Raw genomic sequence first — 14786 nt, 5'->3', positions numbered from 1 at the left:
TCCGGGTCTGGTCCTTCGGACCATCCCCATTGCGCAACTGCGCAATGTGGAATGACGACGGTGCCGTCACTTCTTCTTTTTGGCGCGCTCGATGCCTTCGGTGATCAGCTTGTGCGCGTCTTCCGGGCCGCCCCAGCGCAGGATCTTCACCCACTTGCCCGGCTCGAGGTCCTTGTAGTGCTCGAAGAAGTGCTGGATCTGCTGCAGCGTGATATCGGGCAGGTCGGAATACGACTTCACCTTGTCGTAGCGCTGCGTCAGCTTCGAGGACGGCACCGCGAGAATCTTCTCGTCGCCGCCGGCCTCGTCTTCCATGAACAGCACGCCGACCGGGCGCACGCTCATGACGGCGCCGGGGATGATCGCGCGGGTGTTGACGATCAGGACGTCGCAGGGATCGCCGTCGTCGGACAGCGTGTGCGGGATGAAGCCGTAATTGCCGGGGTAGCGCATCGGCGTATAGAGGAAGCGGTCGACCACCAGCGTGCCGGCCTCCTTGTCCATTTCATATTTGATCGGCTCGCCGCCCACCGGCACTTCGATGAGGACGTTGACTTCATGTGGCGGTTTGGTCCCGATCGAGACCGCGTCGATACGCATGCAAAGCTCCGTTAATGCCGAGGTCGTTCAATCGCCCGGCAGCGATTTGGCCCTGTCATACGCGGGCTTGCTGCAGCTATCCACCGAACTTTCGCGAAATAATGAATTCCGCTTCCGGCCTACGCAAAAAGCGCAACGGTATCAACGGAAGGGCAGAGCTTCCCGAGATCAATTAGTCCAGGCGAAGGCAACCTTGTCGAGCGACTTCGGCCCGAATCGCTCGGAGGAGCGCGCAACCATGCGGCCGCCCAGTGCCCGATAGAACTCGGTCGCCGGATCGTTGTCGGACAGTGCCCAGACTACCATGCTCTTGAGGTTGCTCTGCATCAGGTCGCGGCGGGCGGCGGCGAACAGGCGGCGGCCGAAGCCAAGCCCCTGGAATTCCGGACGCAGATAAAGCTCGTAGATCTCGCCGTCGAAATGCAGGCTGCGGGCGCGGTTGCGGCCGTAATTGGCGTAGCCCGCGATCTTGTCGCCGAACACCAGCACGCTGACGCGGCTGCCCTTGCGGATCGCGCTGTCCCACCACTGCGGACCGCGGCGGTTGATCAGCTTTTCCAGCTCGGCGCCGGGGATGATGCCCTGATATGCGGAGCGCCAGGCTTCGTCATGGGTAGACGCCACCGCAGTTGCATCTGCAGGCTTGGCCGGCCGGACCTCGATCAGGGTTGTGCTCATGGATAGGATCAAACCAAGTCGCCGCGCCGGCGGCAAGAGCTATCGTTAATTATCGGTTAACGTGTGGATTTTCTGCATCAGTATCTTAACCATGTTGTACCGAAAGAGGACAGGACGCCGCATTTGATGGCACGGGCGGCCATGCACCAGTGCAAAACCTGCCGTGGCGGCGATGGTTTCAAGCGATGGTGAGCCCATGCAGAAAACAGCGGCCAAGTTGATTCGCGCCCGCTACTCTGCCCGCGATCTCCGCACCCCGCCCCGGCAATTCATGCGCTGCTTCAAGGTCGTCGTCGCCATCCTCGTGCTTGCCGCGTTCGCAAGCGCGCCGACGCGGGCGCAAAACGGGCTCGGGCCGCAGGGCGGCGAGGACGGGCCCTATCGAAGGCAGCAATGGCGCCTGCCGTCTTCAGACGCGGACCATCCTGCGCGGGGCCTGCTGTTTCGGCCGCCCGGCGACGGGCCGTTCCGCCTGGCTTTGATCGCCCATGCCACGACGCAGAACGTCCTGCGTCGCGTGCAAATGCCGCAGCCCGAATATCGCGCGCTTGCGGCATTCCTGGTCGCGCGCGGCTTTGCCGTGCTGGTGCCGGAGCGCCTCGGCCATGGTGCGACCGGCGGCCGCTACGCCGAGGATCAGGGCGGCTGCGACGAGGCCGACTATGTCAGCTCCGGCCGCGCCACCGCCGATCAGATCTCGCTCGCGCTGGAATTTTTGCGCGGCCAAAGCTTTGTCCGCAAGGATGGCGCGGTCGTGCTCGGCCATTCCGCCGGAGGGTGGGGTGCGCTCGCGTTGGCAAAAGTGGATCCGAAGGGCCTGTCGGCCATCGTGGCCTTTGCGCCGGGGCGCGGCGGGCACGCCAATGACTTCCCGAACCGCATCTGCGCGCCGCACACGCTCGTTGCGGCTGCGGCCGAATTCGGCAAGGCGGCGCGCATTACCGTGACATGGCTCGTGGCCGCCAACGACACCTATTTCGCGCCCGCATTCTCGCAGCAATTGGTGGCCGCGTTTCGCAGCGGCGGCGACAAGGTCGATTTCCGTGCGCTGCCGGCTGTCGGCAGCGAGGGGCACTGGATGATCGAGACCGAGGCCGGCGTCAAAGCGGTCAGCGCCGAGCTTGACCGGGCGCTGAGAGCGACGCCACCGGTGGCGGCCAAAAAACCATGACGCTGTATTTCCTGGTCAAATTTCTGCACGTACTCGGCGCCATCGTCATCCTGGGCACCGGAAGTGGCATCGCCTTCTTCATGCTGATGGCGCATCAGAGCCGCGATGTCGCGTTCATCGCCCGTACGGCATCGGTCGTGGTCATTGCGGATGCGCTGTTCACGCTGTCGGCCGTGATCCTCCAGCCGGTCACGGGTGGCGTCTTGATGCTGCTGTCGGCGACATCGATCGCGGACCGCTGGCTGGCGGCCTCGCTCGCGCTGTATGTCGTGGCTGGCCTGTTCTGGGTGCCCGTGGTCTTCATGCAAATCGAGATGCGCGACCTCGCGCGCAAGGCGGCGGAGATGCATGAGCCGCTTCCGCCGCGCTATTTCGTGCTGTTTCGCCGCTGGTTCATATTCGGCTTCCCCGGCTTTGGGGCGACGATGCTGATCCTGTGGTTGATGATCGCAAAACCGTTCTGAGGGAGTGATGGGCGAGGTTTCGCAAAATATTCTCCTGCTCGGCGCCTCCGGCCTGATCGGCCGCTTCGTCACCGATGATCTGCGGGCGCGAGGTTTTCGCGTCGTCGGCGTCGCCCGCACATTGTCAGCGGCGCAGAAGATGAGCGCGCTCGATCTGGAATTGCCGATCCTGTCGCTGGACGCGGCGGCATTGGCGCACCTCATGCGCGAGCACGCGGTCGACATGGTCGTGAACTGTCTCGGCGTGCTCCAGGATGGTCCGGGCAGCGATACCAACGCCGTGCATCGCGATTTCGTCGCGCGCCTGTTGCAGGCGATCGGCGACAGCGGTCGCACGATCCGGCTGGTGCACATCTCGATTCCCGGCGCGGCCGATGAAGACCGTACCGCTTTCGCAGCGACCAAGCGCGAGGCCGAACGCCTGATCGCTGCCTCAGGCATTCCCCACGCTATCCTGCGGCCCGGCTTCGTGGTGGCGCCGGCGGCCTATGGCGGCAGCGCCATGCTGCGCGCGCTCGCGGCGTTTCCGCTCGATCTGCCGGAGAAGGAAATGGCGACGCCATTCCAGCCGGTCGCGGTCGAGGATATCGCCGCCACGATTGCGTGGCTCGCCGCTTGCGACATCGACGATGCATCCGTGAGGGCCGTGACCTGGGATCTGATGCAGGCGCAGCCGATCACCATGGCCGGCGTCATCAAGCAGTTCCGCGTTGGCTTCGGCACCGCCGGCTGGCCGCATGTCGCAATGCCGATGTTCCTGCTCGATTGCGGTGCAAGGCTCGGCGATTTCGTCAATCGCCTCGGCTGGACGCCGCCGATGCGCTCCACCGCGATCGCCGAACTGCGCCGCGGTGTCACCGGCGATCCCGCGTCCTGGATGGCCGCGACCGGCATCACGCCCAAGACGCTGTCCGACACGATCGGCCGCCATCCCGCGACCGTTCAGGACAAATGGTTCGCCCGGCTGTTCCTGGTGAAGGCGCTGATCATCGCGAGTCTGGTGGCGTTCTGGCTCGTCTCCGGCTTCATCGCACTGTTCGTTTCCTACCGCGCCGCCGCCGGCATTTTGACCGCACACGGCTTTTCGCCGGTGCTGGTTGACCCGATCACTGTTGGTACCAGCCTGATGGACATGAGCATCGGTGTCTTGATCGCCTTCCGCCGGACCTGCGCGATCGGGCTCATCGCCGGTATCGTCGCCTCGCTCGGTTACATGTTCGGTGCAGCGATCCTGACGCCCGATCTCTGGATCGAGCCGCTCGGCGCACTCGTGAAGACGGGCCCGGCGATCGTGCTGATGCTGGTCGCGCTTTTGATGCTGGATAACCGCTGATGCCCGAATGGCCCGACGACGACGTGATCCTGTTCGACGGCGTCTGCATCTTCTGCTCACGCTGGGTCCGCTTCGTCGCCAAGCGCGACACTGCGCGGCGGTTTCGCTTCACGCCGATCCAGTCGGGCTACGGCACGCGGCTCGCGCAGACGTTTGGGATCGACCCTGATGACCCCGATACCAATACCGTGATCCACGGCGGCAAAGCGTTTCTCAAGTCGGATGCTGCGTTGACGGTGCTGTCGCAATTGCCCGGCTGGGCTTGGGTGCGCGTGCTGTTCGCCGTCCCAAAATCGCTGCGCAACGCGGTCTACAATCTCGTCGCGCGCAACCGCTACCGCATTTTTGGCAAGTACGACGCGTGCTTCGTGCCGGACGCGGAGTTGCGGGCGCGGGTGATTGAGTAGCTGTCGTTGCGAGCGAAGCGAAGCAATCCAGAAATGCTTCCGCGGCAGCAGTCTGGATTGCTTCGCTCCGCTCGCAACGACAGAGAACGCGGTTAGCGCTTCGCCATAAGCGCCAGCACTTCCTTCGCCGCTCGCTCGCCGCTGTCCCTTGCCCCGTGCGCCGTCGAGAAGAAGTTCGCCGAGGTCGCTTCGCCTGCAAAGAACAGCCGGCCGTCGACCGGCTCCGCCAGAACCGCACGGTCACCCGCATGGCCCGGCATTGCGTGCGAATAGGAGCCGCGGGCGAAGGGGTCGAGGGTCCAGCGCGACTCGCGCAGGGGCTTTAGCTTGCGGCGGATGTCGTTGCCGAGGAAGCCTGATATCTCGTCAATGCTGTGCGCGGCAATGGCGCCGTCGCCCGCGCGTTCCAGTTCCTGCGCAAACGTACCGCCGAAAAAGCCTTCGATGCAGGGCTGGCCGAACGGGCGGATGTGATAGGTGCCCATCTTGGTCCGCATAGTGGCGCCGCGGAGGTTCGCTTCCTTTGGAAAGACCTCTGCGTCCTCCAGCGCCAGCGTCACCTTGTCGTCGGCACCGAGCGGCAGGCCGCGCGCCGCATCGACCTTGGCTCGCAGCGCCGGCGAGAAACGGATCGCTTCGTCGGCGATCAGATTGGTCGGCACGGTGACGATCACCTTGTCTGCCGCAAGCGTACCCAGCGACGTTTCGAGCCGCACGCGCTTGCCGGAATGATCGATCAGCGTGACGTTGCAATTGAACGCCACCGGACAGGGCGCGCCATAGGCTGCGATCAGCGCGCCATAGCCGCGGCGCACGCGCCAATTGGTGTTGGTGTCCTCGTAGGCGTCCCAGTCGAGGATCGAGACCTCGTCGAGCTCGCAGCCGTTCACATAGGTCGAGATCGCATCGATCATCGGATTCCAGCGGTTGCCGGGCGCGAGGCAGGTGGCAGCAGGGCGATCCTCGCCGGTCTCGGCCGCTTCGCTAAGACGATCGTAAAATTCGTCGAGCGCGCGCATAAAATCGTCACGCTCGCTTTGCGGAAAGGCGTTGCCATAGGCGCGCTCGCGCCAGGGTGGCAGGTCTTTGTTGAGTTCGAAGCCGAGCTGCTCGGCAATTGCGACGAAGGAATTTTGCTCTGCGGAGTGCAGCCAGCCGCAGCCGACGTCGAAGGTCACGTCAGGCGAGGCTTGTACCGTCCAGGCTCGCCCTCCGAGCCGGTCGCGCGCTTCAAGCACGATCACGGAAAGGCCGGAGCCATTCAGCACATGCGCGGCGCCGAGGCCGGCCGCGCCCGCGCCAATGATCGCGACGTCGACGGAGGAGGGGAGGGACATTGCGCCGTCTATTTCTTCGTCATGCCCGGGCATTGCCGTCTGAAGGACGGCGTCGCTTCCGCGCTCGCCTACGTCCCGGGCATCCACGTAGTTCCCACCCAGTATCGAAGACGTGGATGGCCGGGACAAGCCCGGCCATGACGATTTGGCTTGGCTAGTAGGCTTACGCCACCGCTTCCCGGGCCTTTTCCGCGCGCTTGCGCTCGTTCGGGTCGAGGTGCTTCTTGCGCAGGCGGATCGATTTCGGCGTCACCTCGACGAGCTCGTCGTCCTCGATATAGGCGAGCGCCTTTTCCAGCGTCATGCGGATCGGCGGGGTCAGGCGCACCGCTTCGTCCTTCGAGGTCGTGCGGATGTTGGTGAGCTGCTTGCCCTTCAGCACGTTGATCTCGAGGTCGTTGTCGCGGGTGTGCTCGCCGACGATCATGCCGCGATACACCTTCCAGCCCGGCTCGATCATCATCGGGCCGCGGTCTTCCAGCTTGAACATGGCGTAGGCAACAGCCTCGCCCTGCTCGTTGGAGATCAGCACGCCGTTCCGGCGGCCCTGGATCTCGCCCTTGTACGGCGCATAGCCGTGGAACAGGCGGTTCATGATCGCGGTGCCGCGGGTGTCGGTCAAAAGCTCGCCCTGATAGCCGATCAGGCCGCGGGTCGGCGCGTAGAACACCAGACGCAGGCGGTTGCCGCCCGAGGGCTTCATCTCGATCAGCTCGGCCTTGCGTTCGCTCATCTTCTGCACGACGACGCCGGAATGCTCCTCGTCGACGTCGATGACGACTTCCTCGATCGGCTCCATCGTCGCGCCGGTGGCCTCGTCCTTCTGGTAGACGACGCGCGGACGCGACACCGAGAGCTCAAAACCCTCGCGGCGCATGGTCTCGATCAGGATCGCGAGCTGCAATTCGCCGCGGCCTGAAACTTCCATCGAATCCTTGTCGGTGGCCTCGGTGACGCGCAGCGCGACGTTGCCTTCGGCCTCGCGCAGCAGGCGGTCGCGAATCATGCGGCTCGTCACCTTGTCGCCCTCGGTGCCCGCGAGCGGGGAGTTGTTGACGATGAACGACATCGACACGGTCGGCGGATCGATCGGCTGCGCCACCAGCGGCGTCTCGACGGACGGATCGCAGAAGGTGTCGGCAACTGTCCCCTTGGTCAGGCCGGCGATGGCGACGATGTCACCCGCTTCGGCTTCATCCAGCGGCGTCCGTTCGATGCCGCGGAAGGCGAGGATCTTGCTGATGCGGCCCTGCTCGATCTGCTTGCCGTCGGCGGAGAGCACCTTGACCGTCTGGTTCGGCTTGAGGATGCCGGAGGTGATGCGGCCGGTGATGATACGGCCGAGATAGGGATTGGCCTCCAGAATGGTGCCGATCATGCGGAACGGACCCTCTTCGACCTGGGGCGGCGCGACGTGGCGCAGAATCAGGTCGAACAGCGGCTCCATGCCCTGATCCTTCGGACCCTCGGGGCTGTCGGCCATCCAGCCCTGCTTGGCCGACCCGTAGAGGATCGGGAAGTCGAGCTGCTCCTCGCTGGCGTCGAGCGCCGCGAACAGGTCGAACACCTCGTTGATGACTTCGGTCGGACGGGCGTCGGGGCGGTCCACCTTGTTGATGACGACGATCGGCTTCAACCCGACCTTGAGCGCCTTGGAGACCACGAACTTGGTCTGCGGCAGCGGACCTTCGGCAGCGTCCACCAGCACCAGCGCGCCATCCACCATGTTGAGGATGCGCTCGACCTCGCCGCCGAAATCGGCGTGGCCTGGGGTGTCGACGATGTTGATGCGGGTGTCCTTCCACTGCACCGAAGCCGCCTTGGCCAGAATGGTGATGCCGCGCTCACGCTCCAAATCGTTGGAGTCCATGGCGCGTTCGGCAACCTTCTGATTCTCACGGAACGTGCCGGACTGCTGGAGGAGGCGGTCGACCAGGGTCGTCTTGCCGTGGTCGACGTGGGCGATGATGGCGACGTTGCGGAGGTTCATGGGTAGAGCTTCTTTGCGTTCGAACAATGGGTTAAGCGCGATCTCGCCGGTCAGACCGGGACCTCTTCTCGGACAACGCTGAAAACGTGAAAAACGGGGCCTGCTTCGCCCAAAAAGGAAGCCCGGCCAGATCGACCGGGCACACCTTGCGCGTTTGCGGCGCAATATATGCAAAAACCGTCAAAAAACAATGTGTTCTTTGCCGGTTGGTTGACTGAATTTTGCCCGGGGATTTCCGGGGGTTAGGGGCCGGCCGGGGGTCGTTTGGCGTTCCGCCCGCCAATCGCCGCCGCGATCAGCCAGATTCCTCCGGCGCTCACCAGCAGGCAGACCAGGACGATCATGATCACCATGGGGTCGCGGCCGCCTCCGGCCCCGAAAGCCAGCGCGCAGAGGCCCGGGAACAACAGGATGACGCCGACCACGATCATGAGCGCGGTCCGCCAGCCGCTGCGCCTGGCCGGTGGGCCCGCCGGAGGGGGTGGACTGTCGGTGCTGCTCATCGTTGCCTAGCTCCGCCGTCCCCTGATGGCCGCCCAGATCAGAGCGACTCCGACAGCGCCCACGACCAGGCCCAGGAACACCAGCGGCGCGATGTCGGTATCGATCCGTCCTCCCTCGAACACGGACATGCCGCCGAACAACAGCGCGCAGAGGCCCGGCAGCAGCATGATGATCCCGAAAATCACCATGAGCGCGGTCAGGCAGCCGCTGCGTGCCCGATCGGGCGTTGGGACGGGTGGCAAGACCGGCGGCGGTGTATCGCTCACTGTGATGCCTCCTCGCTCTGCCTTGCCTCGCGAGAGGTCTGTCCGGCAAGCTCGGCGCGGATGCGGGTGATGGCGCCGTTGCGGTAGAACAGGTTGTAGGTGTCGAACGGGATGATCGCTCCTTGCTCCGTCACGAAATGGATGCAGGACCGCTTGACGTTGCCGACGCAGAAATTGAAGCGGTCGAGAAACTGCACGATGGTGACGCGGAAGACATTCTCGTAACTGAGGCCTTCGGGCACCTGGAAGCTCGGCAGGCAGCACAGCAATTCGCAGACCCGCTCGCTGGTGTTCAGCGGCCCAGATGACAGCGAAAACAGATCAACAAATTTTTCCCGCAGCACCGGATATTTTTCCGGACTGATGGTGTTTGGCATCACGGCCAGAAGCTGCTCCTGCGGGATCAGCGAGGTCAACGGCAAAACCTTGTCGCCATTGCGCAGGCCGTAACCGATCGAAATGCTTTCGGGGTTGCAGGGCAGCGGGATCATGTCCTTGTCGCCGAACACACCGGTCTCGATCACGCGCTTGCGGATCTCCGACAGCATGATGCGGTCGGTCTCCTTGTTGAAGGCTTCGTTGCGGCCGGCATCCTGCACCGGCTGGAGGGTGACGCCGCGCACGCATTTCCATGTCAATGCGTGGCGAACGATGTCGCCGATCTCGCCGTCGTTGACGCCGCGTTTGATGGTGGCAACGAGGGTCGTCGACACGCCATAATGCTCGAGATTTTCCAGCGCCTGCTGGCGGATCTTGCGCAGATCCGCGCCGCGCAAATTGATCAGCGCCTCACGCTCCAGCGAATCGAACTGGAGGTAGACCTCGAGCCCACGCCTGTTCTCGGCGAGCCGCGCCACGAAATCCTTTTCGCGGGCGATACGCAGGCCGTTGGTGTTGATCATGACGTGGCGGATCGGGCGAGCGCGCACGGCGTCCAGGATCTCGAAGAAGTCCGGATGCAGCGTCGGCTCGCCGCCGGAGATCTGCACCAGGTCCGGTTCGCCCTCGCTTGCGACCAGCGCATCGAGCATTTTCTCGATCTTGGGCAGCGGCGTGAACTGCGTCCGCGCGGGCGAGGATTCCGCGAAGCAGACCGGGCAGGTGAGGTTACAGTGCTCGGTGATCTCGATCAGCGCCAGGCAGGAGTGCTGCTCATGGTCGGAGCATAGGCCGCAATCATAGGGACAGCCGAACTCGGTGCGTTGCTGGAATTGCAGCGGCCTGTCGCCGGGCTTGATGAAATCCTTGCACAAGCGCCAATAGGCGGCATCGGTCGAGATCAGCGTCGACTGCACGCCGTGCTCCTTGCAGCGCTTCTCGTACCAGACCTCGTTGCCGACGATCTGGATCTTGGCCGGCACCAGCTTCAGGCAGGTCTCGCAGAGCGATTGGGTCTGACCCCAGAAAACATAGGGACGGGACCTACGCAGCGGCGCGTTCATGTAAGGGTCTCGCTTTTGATGCCGTCGCCAGCATGAAGGCGGCGTAGAGCAGGATGAAGAGCGACAGCAGGTGAAACAGCGTGAAGGGGCCGATCAGCGCGCCGTAAGGCTTGAGGAATTCCCACAAGAACCGCTGCAACCCGTAATAGGCGAGCGCCAGGTAGAAACCATTAGTGACGATAAAGTCGCTTCGGTTCAAGACCGCCAGCACGTAAGCGACCGCGAAAGCCGCCATTGCGGTGCTCTCATAAAGCTGCACGGGATGACGGCTTATTCCGTCACCGAAATCATGGCCCCAGGGCAGCGCCGTCGGCGTGCCGTAGGTAAAATCGTCGAGACCCGCGAAGTAGCAGCCGAGCCGTCCGATCGCGATGCCGAGCGCCAGCGGCAGCGCAAACCGCGCACCGGTACGCAGGGAAATGCCGGCGGACCATTTGTAGAGTTCGATTCCGACAATGCCACCCGCAAGCGCGCCCTCGACCGAGCGCGCGATGCCGGCCTGGCCCGATAGCCACAGGTTCAGCGATCCGAACAGATAGGCGCCGAGGCCCGCGCCGAACACCAGGGCGGCGATGTAGGGCACCTCGAACGACTGCGAGGGGAATTTCAGCCCGCGGCGCGACAGCCAGTACACCGCGGCGCCCGCCGCGAGCCATGCCGCGATATCGAAGACGATGTGAAGCCCAGCCCCGCTCATGGGGGGATATTAGCGTGAGTTCGTTCAGGAGCGATACGCATTCCGAACACTCTTCCCGCACTTCGGGGGGCGAAGTGCAGGGACCAGTGCGTCACGCCGAGCTGTTGTTCGTCTCCTCCGTCGGATAGACGCCGCGCAGCACGTCCTCGAAATGGGCCTTTACCGCGTCGTTGCACAGGCAGGCGCGCAGACGCAGTCCGTCGCGATTGCGGACCAGGATCGATCCCCGCCGCGTCTCGATCACGCCGTCGGCCTTGAACGACTGGATCACCCGGCTGGCATAGCTGCGCCCGACGCCAAGCAGGGTCGCGAGCTGCTCGTGTGTCAGCGGCACGCTGTCGTTGCCATCGGTCCGCTCCATCGCGGCCAAAATCCATTTGGCGGTGCGCTGCTCGATCGAGTGGATGGCGTTGCATGCGGTCGACTGAAAGATCTGCGCCAGCATGCAGTCGGCATAGCGTGCAAAAATGTTGCTCAGTATTTTCGATTTCGCCTTCGCCGCTTCCAGCTTGGCGACGTGAATGCGCGCAAAGGGTCCGCCGAATTTTACGACGATGCGGGTGTAGGCCGGCAGAAAACCCTCGCTGACGATGCCGCCAACCGCACCCTCGCGGCCGACGAGAATGGTCTCGACGTCGCGCCCGTCCTCGTTGGCAACGAGGAAGGTTGCGAGCGCGGGCCCGCACGGAAAATGCACGACCTGGACGTCGTCGCCGGGATTGTAGAGCAGATCGTTGGCATCTGCGGTCTCGAGCGCGACATGCGGTGCGATCAGCGCGTAGTCCGCCTCGTTCAATCGCCGCAGCAGATTGTTGTAGGGCCGGCTGGTCGTCTCCGCCGCCTTGCCAGTCAACACGTCCATCGTCGGTCCCCTTCTCCCCCCTTCGTGTTTAGCGAGGTTCGTCCAGGACTTGTGTGCACAAGTGGACAGACGGACCAACGACGATGTGCTGAGTTTCGTTCCTGGAACTCTCCGACATGTTGGGCGCAGGTGTCGTGTTGAGGCTTCCGGATAGGAAGAAACATGCAGCCCTATGTCAACGAGATCATAGCCACTTTGCCTGACGACCCCGACCATCCCGCCGACGTCTTGATCGCCGAGGACGACCCGATCATCGCCATCGATTTCGAAGACCGCTTGCTGAGCTTCGGCGTGAAGCACGTCCGCACGGTTGCGTCCGTCGCACGCGCGCTTCAGGAGATCGAGAGGCGTGAGCCCGATTTCGCACTGCTCGATGTCGAGCTGGTTCGCGAGAAGAGCTTTGCGATTGCCGAACGGCTGACGGCGTTGAAGATTCCGCTCGTGTTCGTCACCGGCTATGGCGCCGAGGTGAGCATCCCGGCGCAATTCGCCAAAGTACCGCGGCTGCAAAAGCCGTGTCCGAGCGATGCGCTGGAAGCGGCGCTGCGGACGCGCAAGCTCTGACGTCTATTTTCCAGTGCGAATGCAGAGCTCGGCGAGATCGGCTTCGACGCCCTCGAAGAAGTTGAGCGGAGTCATTGACGGGGTCTGAGATGCCTTGATGATCGCCGCTTCCGCAGTCGCTGCCTGTTCGGACAATTGCAGGAAGCGCTTCAGCGCCTTCGACCGGCTGTCACCCGCGAACTTGTCCAGCGCCTCTTCCGTGGCATCGCTCGGATTGAGACGAAGCAAGTCTTCATTGCCGGTACCCAAGGGATATACCGCGCGAAGCCTGACGCGGCGAACCAGATTGTAGCGATCGAAATTCTCAAAGACCACGTCAAGAACCTTCGCCTGGCGCATCGGTTCTTCCATGGCCAGATAGCGCTTAACGTCCGCATTGCCCTTCAGGCGTTCGAGTTCCGCCGTGCCCGCAAATGGCTTGGCGGAGATCTGCCGGTCGATGGGCGCCAACAAGCCTTCCACAAGCCGCGTGCCCCATTTGATGACGATGTCGCGGCCACGCGGCTCGAGCTGGTCGGCGTTGATGCCCTTGTCCGCGAGGCACGCCGGATCGGCACTGCTACGCAGCGATTTTCCGAGCTCTGCTGTCATCGCCTTGCCGTAAGGCGAGGCAAAGGCCTCGCGGACCCGCGTGGCCTTGTCCTTTTCCGGCGCCTGTGCCGAGGCGAACGGCGTTTGGGTTAGCAGGAGCGCGATGACGATCAATCGGCGGCTAGAGTGCACGGCTTCAACTCGAAAACGGCTCAAACGAAATCAGGCCCACGTCGAAGACGGGATGGGCCTGCAATGGTCGTCTGAGCCGGCCGGTTGGTTCACGGCCATCCGGACGCCGGGTTCGGCTTAGGCGAGCTTCGGGTCGAGTGTGGTCGCCCACAGCGCGACGTCGGCGCGGTCGCGTAGCGTCACCGTCATCTGCCCGCTCGCGCCGTCGATCTTGACGTGGCCGAAGAACTGCATGCCGGCTGACGGCGGCAGGTTGGCTTGGCCCGGCTCCGGCGCCTTGATGAAGCGCACCTCCGGACCAAAGGTGTTGTCGAGCGTGTTGGGTCCAAACGTGCCCGCATGCAGCGGACCGGAGACGAACTCCCAGAACGGGTCGAATTCCTGGAACTGCGCCTTGTTCGGATCGTAGTAATGCGCCGCGGCGTAGTGCACGTCGGCCGTGAGCCAGACGGTGTTCCTGATCGGCGCCATCTTGATGAAGCGCAGGAGGTCGGCGATCTCCAGCTCGCGGCCGCGCGGCGGACCGTCGCCTTGCGCAAAAGCTTCCGAGCCCCCCTTTGCGGTGTCGGCCACGATGAGGCTGAGCGGCATGTCGGAGGCGATCACCTTCCAGGTCGCGCGCGAGTTGAGCAGGCCGCGCTTCAGCCAGGCAATCTGGTCCGGGCCGAGGAAGTAGCTGGCGGGCCCGTACGCGGTCTCCTGGTTGGGACCGTTGGCGCCGCGATAGCTGCGCTCGTCGAGCATGAAGACGTCGAGATGCGGGCCGTAGGAGATCTGGCGATAAACCCGGCCCGGCTCCACGATGCTCTCGCGCATCGGATACATCTCGCGGAAGGCGCGCGCCCCGCGCGCCGCCAGCAGCGTGATGTTGCGCTCCTTGTAGGCGGCCGGCAGCTCCTTCGACAGCGACCAGTTGTTGGTCACCTCATGGTCGTCCCACTGCACGAAGATCGGGACTTCGGCATTGAAGGCGCGGACATTGTCGTCGGAGAAATTGTACTTATGCGCGGCGCGGAATTCGTCGAGCGTTTCGGCGACCTTGGCCTTCTCGGCAATGGTGACGTTCTTCCAGAGCTTGCCGTCCGCGAGTTTCACCTCCGGCTGGATCGGGCCGTCGGCGTAGATCGTGTCGCCGGAATGCAGGAAGAAGTCCGGGCGGTGCTTGCGCATGGTCGCGAAGGTGAACATGCCGCCGTCATCGGGATTGATGCCCCAGCCCTGGCCGGCGACGTCGCCGCCCCAGACGAAGCTGACGTCGCGGCGATCGGCAGGCGCGGTGCGGAAGCGGCCGACCACCGGCTCGCTCTCGGCGGCCGTAAAGGAGAGATCGCGGAAGCGGACGCGGTAGAAGATGTCCTGCCCTCCGGGGAGGTTCTCCAGCAGCATCTTGGCGGTGAAATCGCTCTCGGGCAGCGCCGCGATCGGCGGCAGCGCACGGGCATTGCGGAAGGATTCGGTCGTCGCCACCTCGACCAGTATTTGCGAGGGCCGGTCGGCACGCGCCCAGACCACGCCGCCGTCGACGGTAACGTCGCCGGATTGCACGCCGTGAGTGATCAGCGGCCGGTCGCCGGCGCGCGACAGATGCGGCATCGCGAGTGCGCCGAGCGCACCGGCGCCGGTGGAGAGGAAACGACGGCGGGAGAGTTTGATTTTCATGGAGGATTCGCTGGCTGAGGCAACGTCATTCCGGGTCCGAAGGACGAGACCCGGAATCTCGAGATTCCGGGTTCGCGCTGGCGCGCGCC

The 14786-nt window shown here is 64.0% G+C and carries 16 protein-coding genes; 5 read left to right on the top strand and 11 right to left on the bottom strand.

Features of this window, described 5'->3' with window-relative positions; genetic code table 11:
- Positions 1-66: 66 nt before the first annotated feature.
- Entirely contained in the window at positions 67-600 is a 534-nt protein-coding gene (gene ppa / locus KUF59_RS00340; RefSeq protein WP_212456462.1) for an inorganic diphosphatase, read from the bottom strand.
- A gap of 168 nt (positions 601-768) precedes the next feature.
- Positions 769-1278 (bottom strand): GNAT family N-acetyltransferase, encoded by a 510-nt coding sequence (locus KUF59_RS00335; RefSeq protein WP_212403421.1) that lies wholly within the window; start codon positions 1276-1278, stop codon positions 769-771.
- A gap of 271 nt (positions 1279-1549) precedes the next feature.
- Here KUF59_RS00335 and KUF59_RS00330 point away from each other — a divergent pair, with 271 nt between their 5' ends.
- From KUF59_RS00330 to KUF59_RS00315, 4 genes are read left to right on the top strand one after another with little or no spacing between them, the layout of a single operon-like run.
- Positions 1550-2449 carry an alpha/beta hydrolase family protein gene (locus KUF59_RS00330; RefSeq protein WP_212456558.1) on the top strand — a complete coding sequence of 300 codons (900 nt, stop codon included), beginning with the start codon at positions 1550-1552 and terminating at the stop codon, positions 2447-2449.
- Positions 2446-2913, top strand: a complete 468-nt coding sequence (locus KUF59_RS00325) for a DUF2269 family protein (RefSeq protein WP_212456463.1) — start codon at positions 2446-2448, stop codon at positions 2911-2913. Before KUF59_RS00330 ends, KUF59_RS00325 begins: the two co-directional genes overlap by 4 nt.
- Before the next feature lie 7 nt (positions 2914-2920).
- Complete coding sequence (locus KUF59_RS00320) at positions 2921-4246, top strand: SDR family oxidoreductase (protein ID WP_212456464.1); 1326 nt, start codon at positions 2921-2923, stop codon at positions 4244-4246.
- A complete protein-coding gene (locus KUF59_RS00315; RefSeq protein ID WP_212456465.1) occupies positions 4246-4653 on the top strand; it encodes a thiol-disulfide oxidoreductase DCC family protein in 408 nt (135 codons plus the stop codon). The genes KUF59_RS00320 and KUF59_RS00315 overlap by 1 nt, the downstream gene beginning before the upstream one ends.
- Before the next feature lie 92 nt (positions 4654-4745).
- Here the strand turns inward: KUF59_RS00315 and KUF59_RS00310 are convergent, their stop codons facing one another.
- The 7 genes from KUF59_RS00310 to KUF59_RS00280 all read right to left on the bottom strand — a co-directional run bounded on the left by KUF59_RS00310 (position 4746) and on the right by KUF59_RS00280 (position 11751).
- Positions 4746-5990, bottom strand: coding sequence for a flavin monoamine oxidase family protein (locus KUF59_RS00310; protein ID WP_212456466.1), 1245 nt, complete (start codon positions 5988-5990; stop codon positions 4746-4748).
- 163 nt (positions 5991-6153) lie between these two features.
- Positions 6154-7980, bottom strand: coding sequence for a translational GTPase TypA (typA, locus tag KUF59_RS00305; RefSeq protein WP_212456467.1), 1827 nt, complete (start codon positions 7978-7980; stop codon positions 6154-6156).
- Between the two features lie 242 nt (positions 7981-8222).
- Positions 8223-8411: a hypothetical protein gene (locus KUF59_RS00300; RefSeq protein ID WP_309500907.1), complete on the bottom strand. Its 189-nt coding sequence runs from the start codon at positions 8409-8411 to the stop codon at positions 8223-8225.
- Between the two features lie 78 nt (positions 8412-8489).
- Positions 8490-8750, bottom strand: a complete 261-nt coding sequence (locus KUF59_RS00295) for a hypothetical protein (protein WP_212456469.1) — start codon at positions 8748-8750, stop codon at positions 8490-8492.
- On the bottom strand, positions 8747-10192 hold the full coding sequence (locus KUF59_RS00290; protein WP_212456470.1) for a radical SAM protein: 1446 nt from the start codon (positions 10190-10192) through the stop codon (positions 8747-8749). The genes KUF59_RS00295 and KUF59_RS00290 overlap by 4 nt, the downstream gene beginning before the upstream one ends.
- Positions 10173-10889: a prolipoprotein diacylglyceryl transferase gene (locus tag KUF59_RS00285; protein WP_212456471.1), complete on the bottom strand. Its 717-nt coding sequence runs from the start codon at positions 10887-10889 to the stop codon at positions 10173-10175. The genes KUF59_RS00290 and KUF59_RS00285 overlap by 20 nt, the downstream gene beginning before the upstream one ends.
- Before the next feature lie 91 nt (positions 10890-10980).
- Complete coding sequence (locus KUF59_RS00280) at positions 10981-11751, bottom strand: Crp/Fnr family transcriptional regulator (RefSeq protein WP_212456472.1); 771 nt, start codon at positions 11749-11751, stop codon at positions 10981-10983.
- 162 nt (positions 11752-11913) lie between these two features.
- On the opposite strand from KUF59_RS00280, the gene KUF59_RS00275 reads away from it, so the two are divergent.
- The gene (locus tag KUF59_RS00275) at positions 11914-12315 is read left to right on the top strand and encodes a response regulator (protein WP_212456473.1); all 402 of its coding nucleotides are present in this window, start codon (positions 11914-11916) and stop codon (positions 12313-12315) included.
- Positions 12316-12318: 3 nt separating this feature from the next.
- Here KUF59_RS00275 and KUF59_RS00270 read toward each other — a convergent pair whose 3' ends face one another.
- Positions 12319-13038, bottom strand: a complete 720-nt coding sequence (locus KUF59_RS00270; protein WP_258768077.1) for a hypothetical protein — start codon at positions 13036-13038, stop codon at positions 12319-12321.
- Between the two features lie 117 nt (positions 13039-13155).
- A complete protein-coding gene (locus KUF59_RS00265; RefSeq protein WP_212456475.1) occupies positions 13156-14697 on the bottom strand; it encodes an alkaline phosphatase D family protein in 1542 nt (513 codons plus the stop codon).
- Positions 14698-14786 lie beyond the last annotated feature (89 nt).

The sequence above is a fragment of the Bradyrhizobium arachidis genome (assembly GCF_024758505.1).
In the GTDB taxonomy this organism is placed as follows: domain Bacteria; phylum Pseudomonadota; class Alphaproteobacteria; order Rhizobiales; family Xanthobacteraceae; genus Bradyrhizobium; species Bradyrhizobium manausense_C.
This window is presented reverse-complemented; position numbering and strand designations above follow the sequence as displayed.